Below are 7,352 nucleotides of genomic sequence, written 5' to 3'. Positions count from 1 at the left end.
AGAACCCCACACCGTTCGTGTGGACCAAGACCTCTGATGAGATCCTCGAACGACTCGCCTCATATTTACAACGAATTCCAGGCGCGGAACACTAGTCCTCTGTGCTGGTATCCACGACGGTGTACGTGCCTTCCGCCGCATCCAAGAGCACTCTCGACACCTGTAGCCATCTCTGGCCCGACACAGACGAGTCCACCCGAACCGCAATCGGTGAAGCGATCACGGAACGGATGGACTCGCCTGGAACTACTGCGGACGCATTGCCGACGGAAGGCGCTTAGCAGCTTCTCCGCCGCAGATCAGACCGCTATAGCGGTTTACACGTCGAAGTAGAGCTCGAATTCGTACGGGTGCGGCCGCAGGTTCACCGGGGCGATCTCCTGCTCACGCTTGATGCTGATCCAGGTGTCGATCAGGTCCTCGGTGAAGACATTGCCCTCGGTGAGGTACTCGTGGTCCGCCTCGAGGCGGTCGATCACCGACGCCAGGCTGGTGGGGGCCTGCGGGATGTTCTTGGCCTCCTCCGGCGGGAGCTCGTAGAGATCCTTGTCGACGGGGGCCAGCGGCTCGATCTTCTTCTTGATGCCGTCCAGGCCGGCCATCAGCATGGCGGCGAAGGCCAGGTACGGGTTGCCCGAGGAGTCCGGCGCGCGGAACTCGATGCGCTTGGCCTTCGGGTTGTTGCCGGTGACCGGGATGCGGACCGCGGCGGAGCGGTTGCGCTGCGAGTACACCAGGTTGATCGGGGCCTCGTAGCCCGGGACCAGGCGGTGGTAGGAGTTCACGGTGGGGTTGGTGAACGCCAGCAGCGACGGCGCGTGGTGCAGGATGCCGCCGATGTAGTGGCGGGCCAGGTCGGACAGGCCGCCGTAGCCGGCCTCGTCGTGGAACAGCGGCTTGCCGTCCTTCCACAGCGACTGGTGCGCGTGCATACCCGAGCCGTTGTCACCGAACAACGGCTTCGGCATGAAGGTGACGGTCTTGCCCTCGGCCCACGCGGTGTTCTTGACGATGTACTTGAACAGCTGCAGATCGTCGGCCGCGGCCAGCAGGGTGTTGAACTTGTAGTTGATCTCGGCCTGGCCTGCGGTGCCGACCTCATGGTGGCCGCGCTCCAGTTCGAACCCGGCGTTCTGCAGGTTGGTGGAGATCTTGTCGCGCAGGTCGACATAGTGGTCGTAGGGGGCGACCGGGAAGTACCCGCCCTTGTTACGGACCTTGTAGCCGCGGTTCGGGCTGCCGTCGGGGTTGGTGGCCGCGCCGGTGTTCCAGGACCCGGAGATGGACTCGACCTGGTAGAAGGCGCCGTTCATCTGCGAGTCGTAGCGCACCGAGTCGAAGATGTAGAACTCGGCCTCGGCGCCGAAGAACGCGGTATCGGCGATACCGGTCGAGCGCAGGTACTCCTCCGCTTTGCGGGCGATATTGCGCGGGTCGCGCGAGTACGCCTCACGGGTGAAGGGGTCGTGCACGAAGAAGTTCATATTGAGCGTCTTCGCCGCACGGAACGGGTCGAGCTGCGCGGTGCTGTAGTCGGGCAGCAGCAGCATGTCGGACTCGTCGATGGACTGGAAACCGCGTACCGAAGAACCGTCGAAGGCCAGGCCCTCTTCGGCGAGATCGGTCGTGAAGGCCTTCGCCGGGATGGAGAAGTGCTGCTGCACACCGGGCAGATCGCTGAAGCGGATGTCGACATATTCGACCTCCGAATCCGCGATGTACTTGATGACCTCGTCGGCCGTGCTGAACGTCACTTGGTTCTCCTTACGGATAGATTCCCAGCCAGTATCGAGTGCGGGGCGTCGCGACCCGACGCTATGGACAGGGTGTTTCCCGCCAGTCAAGAGTGTGTTTCGCCAGTGTTACACGTCGGGTCGGCGGCGTGTCCTCGGCCACGCCACGAACTGCGGGTTCCGTCCGGGGGCCTCGGTCCGGGGCGGCCCTTTATGCCCGGCATCCTGCGAGAACCCCATGTAACGGAGGCCGCCCGGCACTCGGGCGCCGCACATCGCCGACAGCGCGGTCGAGGCGAAGCCTATCCACAATCCGCGGCCGGCGAGTGGATGCACAGGTATACGAACAGCGCACGACCGAAGCGGACGCGGAGGTGCTCGAGAGCGCATGGCCGGAGACGCAGGCGATGGTACGCAGAGAGGGCAGGCTTAGGTACGCACACAGCGCAGGCCGGATCGCAGACGGAGGTACGCACACAGCGCAGGCCGGATCGCAGGCGCAGGTACGCACACAGCGCAGGCCGGAAGCGCAGGCGCAGGTACGCACACAGCGCAGGCCGGAAGCGCAGGCGGAGGTACGCACAGAGCGCAGGCCGGAGCGTATGCGGAGGTACGCACAGACCGCAGGCCGGAGCGTATGCGGAGGTACGCACAGAGCGCAGGCCGGAGCGTATGCGGAGGTACGCCTATTCTGGGTTGCATGGCACGTATCACCGGTTCCTGGCTCTCCGGACCTCCCGTCGCCCCCGGTACCGGCAGCGACGATTACGCCGGGTCGGGCCTGGGTCTGCCGCGGGAGGGCGCCGGGTCGCTACCGGGGATGTTCCGCCGCGTGGTCGCGATGCTGGTGGACTGGCTCATCGCGGTCGGTATCTCGGCGTTGATCGCGCAGGGTATGCCGGCCTCGTCGGTGAACCTGGGGCTCTGGTTCGTGATCGGGGTGGCGGCGGTGACGCTGTTCGGATTCACCCCCGGGCAGTATTTCCTGCGCATCCGAGTGACTCGGGTCGATGCCGAGGCGCCGGTAGGGTTCCTGCGGGCACTCGGCCGTCAGGTGCTGCTGGTGTTCGTGATCCCCGCGCTGTTCACCGACGCGGACGGACGCGGGATGCACGATCGCGCGACCGGCACCGCGGTGGTGCGTTCTCGCTGACCACTTACCACCGGTGGCGCCCGGTTACGCTCACGCCGTGCCACTGAATCCGGTACCGCTCGGACTTCGATTCCTGCTCGAACTCACCGCCCTGGTTTCGGCCGGGGTGCTCGGCCGGCGGCTGACGGGGGGCCGGGACGGTGGCTGCTGGTGGTACTGCTCCCCGTGATCGCGGCGACGGCCTGGGGTGTTATCGCGGTACCGGACGATCCGAGCCGCTCCGGGGCGGCTCCGGTCGCGGTCCCCGGCGCGATACGACTGCTGGTCGAGTTCGCCGTGCTGTTCGGCGGCGCGGCCGCGCTGTTTCGCCGGGCTACCGCGGCTCGCGCTGGTGTCCGCCGCGATCCTGCCGGCCTACCACCTGCTCGCCTACAACCGGGTGCTCTGGCTGTTGCGCCGCTGAGCCACCGGCCGCACCGGGTCAGCGGCGGCGGATGGTGCGCTGCATACCCCGCATCTTGGCATTGGTCGGCATCGGCCCCTTGGGCATGGCCGGACCCCCACTGCGCGAGCTGAGGGCACTGAGCCGGCCCTCGATCTGATCCATCCGCTTGGTGTCGATATTGCGCGGGAGTTTGGTCAGGTAACGCTGGAGTTCCTTCAGCGGGACCTGCCCCTCCTCGTTGCCGATCACCACGTCGTAGATCGGGGTGTCACCGATGAGCCGGGCGGTGCGCTTCTTCTCCTGGGCCAGCAGCGACCGCAGCCGTTGCGGCGCTCCCTCCCCCACGAAGACCACCCCGGGCAGACCGATCACCCGGTGCACGGCGTCGAGCTGGGTGGTGGCGGCGATACCGTTGCTGACCCGCCATTTGCCCTGCAGGTTGTCCAGCACCCACGCGGCGGCACCGGCCTGGCCCTCGGCTTTTCCGTAGACGGATTTCTGCACACGGCGGCCGAAGATGATGAAGGCGAACAGCAGACCGAGCAGCAGGCCCAAGGGCAGCAGGAACCACTGCACACCGAAGAGGAAGCCGATACCGAACAGCACCAGTGTGGTGACGACCACCGCGCCGATCATCAGCGGCAGCAGCAGCTTGTCCTCTTTGCGCTGCATCTGGAACGCCTGCCAGATCTGCTGACGACGTTCCTTCGACTGTGCTTTGCGCGCCGCTTTCGCCGCGGCCTTCGCCTCTTTGTCGGGCTTGCCTGCTGCCATGGCTCCCAGAATAATGCCCGGCCGCGACGCTCCGGCGACGGGACGGACTCCGGCCGCAGGCGGCGGCGCCCGGGGACCGGCACCGCACCGCCGGACGGTCCGGGCCGGGGGTTGCGCGGGCGAGGAGAATGCAGGGATGTCCACCGAGCTGGAGGCCGATCCTGCGGCCGGCGCACCGCGGTCGACGACGCGACGGCGGAGCGCCTGGCCGCAGCGCTGCGCTGCGCTGCGGTGTCCCGGGAGGAGCCCGAGCCGGGCCTCGTCGGCTCCGGCCCGGCAGCCGATGCGGAGTTCCGGCGCCTCGCCGAGCACCTGGAGCGGTCGTTTCCCCGGGTGCACGCCGAACTCGGACTCGAGCGCTTCGGGCACAGCCGGCTCTACACCTGGCGGGGCGGGGATCCGCGCCTCACCGAACAGGTGGTGCCCGGCGCCGCGGTGACCACCGGCCTCGTCCCCGGCGCCACCGACTCCCGCCACTACGACGATCTGGCCGCCACCCGCTGCAATTTCGCCCCGATCCGGATCACGGCCGCGGATCTGGAACGGATACACGGAAACGACGAGCGGCTGTCCCGGGTGAACTACGCTCGCCTCATCGACTTCAACCGGCGCCTGCTCACCGCGCTCGCCGAGCCGGAACAGGCCGGCTGAGGGGATTAACCTCCGCCTTCGCTACGGCCTCCGCCGACCATATGAACCAACTCCGAGGGAGGACCCGATGAGGTGGTACCTCCGCCTTCGCTACGGCCTCCGCCGTTCGCACGTACCGACTTCGAAGGAGGCCTTGTGACCAGCGACCAGGAAATACGAGTGGAGCGTGGGGAGTTCGAGCACGCCGGGCACCGGCTGAGCCGGCGTTCCTGGGTGCCCGCGAGGGCGGTGCGCGGGGTGATCGTCCTCGTGCACGGTGTGGCCGAGCATTCGGGTCGCTACGAGTACGTCGCACGGACCCTGGCGACCGCCGGGTTCGCGGTGTACGCGTTCGACCATGTGGGGCACGGGGAATCCGCCGACGCGGGCTCGCGCGCCAATATCGGGTCGATCGGCAACGCCGCCGACAATGTGGCGGCTCTCCTCGATCTGGCGCGCACGGAACACCCCGGCGTACCGGCGTTCGTGATCGGGCATTCCATGGGTGCCCTGATCACCCTGTACCTGGCGACCAGGGCGCCACTGGATGTGGCCGGGGTGGTGGTCTCGGCGCCGCCGTTGCTCATCGACGCCGGAAATCCGGCGCAGCGGCTGCTGGCCCCGGTGCTCACCCGGTTGGCACCGAATCTGGGTGTGCTGAAACTCGATTCGTCCCAGATCAGCCGTGACCCGGCGGTCGTGGCGGCCTACGACAGCGACGCGCTGGTGTTCCGCGGGAAACTGCCCGCCCGCACGGCGACCGAGATCCTCACGGCCGCCGGCGCCGTGCTCGACCGCCTGCCGGAGTTGCGGGTTCCGACGCTCGCGCTGCACGGAACCGGTGACGCCATCGCCGCCCCGGCGAGTACGGATCGGATCGAACAGCGCGCGGGCACCACCGATCTCACCGTCCGCCGCTACGACGGGCTCTACCACGAGATCTTCAACGAGCCCGAACGCGATCAGGTACTCGCCGATGTGGTCGCCTGGCTGGACGCGCGGGTCACCGGAGAGTGAGCGCCGGTGCGTCTACTCGTACTCCGCGAGGCAGGCGCTCTCGCCTTCGAGCACGCCCAACCGGAACGCGTCCAGCCGTAGATAGCCCTCGGGGACCACATCGCCGTTGACATCGCCGGCGGCCATGCCGTCGGCGAGCAGGCCCGAGACCGCCTCGTCCAGATCGCCCGCGGAGAGGCGCGGATTGCTGTTTTCCCTGCTCAGCGCCGTGGTGACCACACCCGACAGACAGGCGGTACGCAGCCCCGCCGTCTCGGCGCCGACCAGGGAGAGCTGTTTGTCGTTCTGGTAGGCGAGAGTGTAGCGGGAGACGAACACCACGAAGGCGTTGTAGTCGCCGGCGACAATGGCCGACAGCGGTTCCTCTTCGCCGCCCGTTTCGCCTGCGCGCTCGGCGAGCGCCTCGACATCCGTGCCGATCACATCGGTGACCGGGCAGTACGCGACGGGCGCGGTGGGGGTGGTATCGGAGCAGTGGGCCGGCACGCCGTCGTAGTCGTATTCGGGTGAACCGGTGACCGGCAGGATATCGGCGAGCGCGGCGGCCATATCCGCGAGGGAATCCTCGGTGACCTCCAGCTGCAGGTACTCCTCTCCGGGTTCCTCGAAGGTCACCGGGAGGCCGGACCGGCGCTCCTCGATCTCCTGCTCGTCGATCTGCGCACACGCCTCGGCGCCGTCCGTATAGCCCATCTGGACCGCCGTGACCCGCTCGAAGGCGCTGCCGTGCACATTGTCCGGGTCGTCGGGATCCCGGTCGCGGACCGCGACGGTGGCGCCCAGAACACCGTTGAGACCCTCGGTGGTGTTGAGCGTGAAATGCCGGGAATCGCCCTCGGCCACATGCCGCAGGAAGACGCCGGCCAGGCAATCGGCCTGCTGTTCGGTGACCAGCCCCGGGGAGTTCTCGGTCGCGATCCCGGCGGGTATCTGCAGGGCGTGCCCGTATTCGTGGGCGAGCACCATCACCACGGCCATGTCGCCGAACTGGTCGACCAGTTCCGGCAACAGTACGCCGCGGTCCCAGCCGATGGTCTCGTCCGTTCCGCAATAGGCGGCATTCACCAGTTCATGGGTGCTGACCGTGCAGAACTCGACCGAGTCGCGTTCGGGGGCAGTGGCATCCCAGGAGATGAGTTCCGATACCGGGCGGAATTCGCCCGGGAAGGTGGCCGGATAGTTCTCCGTCCAGAATTCCTCGATATCGGCGACCGCGTTGAGCGCGAGCCGGTCCATCTCGCCGCCGTCACCGTTTTCGGCCTGCCGGTCGGTGTCGGGTACGCCCTCCCGGGGACCGCTGGGCCCCGTGCTGGTCGTGGCCCCCGTGATCTGCCACGGGTTCTCGACATCGCGCTGTGTCGAATTGGCCTGCGAGCACGCCGACAGCGCCGAAACCGTCAATACCGCCGCCGCCACCGCGACGACCAGCCGTGACCACTGTGTCCTGGCCATTTCCGCCTCCCCGTTCCTGCCCGGACCCGCGGGCCGGTGCCGCCCGATCGCGATACCGCCGCGACCGCGCCGAGGAATATCGAATCACAAGGCGGGCAACGGCGTACAGCGCTGAAGTACAGTCGGCTCGTTCACTCTGCGGTATAGGAGTCGTCGGGGCGGCCGATAGCACCCGGTCCGGTCCTACACTGAACTCCATCCGTCCCGA

The 7,352-nt window shown here is 67.7% G+C and carries 8 protein-coding genes; 5 read left to right on the top strand and 3 right to left on the bottom strand.

Features of this window, described 5'->3' with window-relative positions:
• Positions 1-317: 317 nt before the first annotated feature.
• A complete protein-coding gene (gene glnA / locus ACLML9_RS09060) occupies positions 318-1,754 on the bottom strand; it encodes a type I glutamate--ammonia ligase (protein ID WP_411945079.1) in 1,437 nt (478 codons plus the stop codon).
• 679 nt (positions 1,755-2,433) lie between these two features.
• On the opposite strand from glnA, the gene ACLML9_RS09055 reads away from it, so the two are divergent.
• From ACLML9_RS09055 to ACLML9_RS09045, 3 genes are read left to right on the top strand one after another with little or no spacing between them, the layout of a single operon-like run.
• Positions 2,434-2,886 carry an RDD family protein gene (locus tag ACLML9_RS09055; protein ID WP_030523996.1) on the top strand — a complete coding sequence of 151 codons (453 nt, stop codon included), beginning with the start codon at positions 2,434-2,436 and terminating at the stop codon, positions 2,884-2,886.
• Positions 2,887-2,923: 37 nt separating this feature from the next.
• Positions 2,924-3,055, top strand: a complete 132-nt coding sequence (locus ACLML9_RS09050) for a hypothetical protein (protein ID WP_411945078.1) — start codon at positions 2,924-2,926, stop codon at positions 3,053-3,055.
• On the top strand, positions 3,037-3,402 hold the full coding sequence (locus tag ACLML9_RS09045; RefSeq protein WP_411945077.1) for a DUF2568 domain-containing protein: 366 nt from the start codon (positions 3,037-3,039) through the stop codon (positions 3,400-3,402). The genes ACLML9_RS09050 and ACLML9_RS09045 overlap by 19 nt, the downstream gene beginning before the upstream one ends.
• Here ACLML9_RS09045 and ACLML9_RS09040 read toward each other — a convergent pair.
• Entirely contained in the window at positions 3,308-4,045 is a 738-nt protein-coding gene (locus ACLML9_RS09040; RefSeq protein WP_411945076.1) for a DUF4191 domain-containing protein, read from the bottom strand. The two genes, ACLML9_RS09045 and ACLML9_RS09040, sit on opposite strands and share 95 nt — an antisense overlap.
• 231 nt (positions 4,046-4,276) lie before the next feature.
• Here ACLML9_RS09040 and ACLML9_RS09035 point away from each other — a divergent pair, with 231 nt between their 5' ends.
• Together ACLML9_RS09035 and ACLML9_RS09030 are read left to right on the top strand one after the other, a co-directional pair.
• Complete coding sequence (locus tag ACLML9_RS09035) at positions 4,277-4,696, top strand: hypothetical protein (RefSeq protein WP_411945075.1); 420 nt, start codon at positions 4,277-4,279, stop codon at positions 4,694-4,696.
• Between the two features lie 135 nt (positions 4,697-4,831).
• Complete coding sequence (locus ACLML9_RS09030; protein ID WP_411945074.1) at positions 4,832-5,692, top strand: lysophospholipase; 861 nt, start codon at positions 4,832-4,834, stop codon at positions 5,690-5,692.
• Positions 5,693-5,704: 12 nt separating this feature from the next.
• Here the strand turns inward: ACLML9_RS09030 and ACLML9_RS09025 are convergent, their stop codons facing one another.
• A complete protein-coding gene (locus ACLML9_RS09025) occupies positions 5,705-7,144 on the bottom strand; it encodes a metallopeptidase (RefSeq protein WP_411945073.1) in 1,440 nt (479 codons plus the stop codon).
• Between the last annotated feature and the right edge of the window lie 208 nt (positions 7,145-7,352).

This window comes from Nocardia sp. NPDC002869 (assembly GCF_046764065.1).
Taxonomy (GTDB): domain Bacteria; phylum Actinomycetota; class Actinomycetes; order Mycobacteriales; family Mycobacteriaceae; genus Nocardia; species Nocardia rhamnosiphila.
This window is presented reverse-complemented; position numbering and strand designations above follow the sequence as displayed.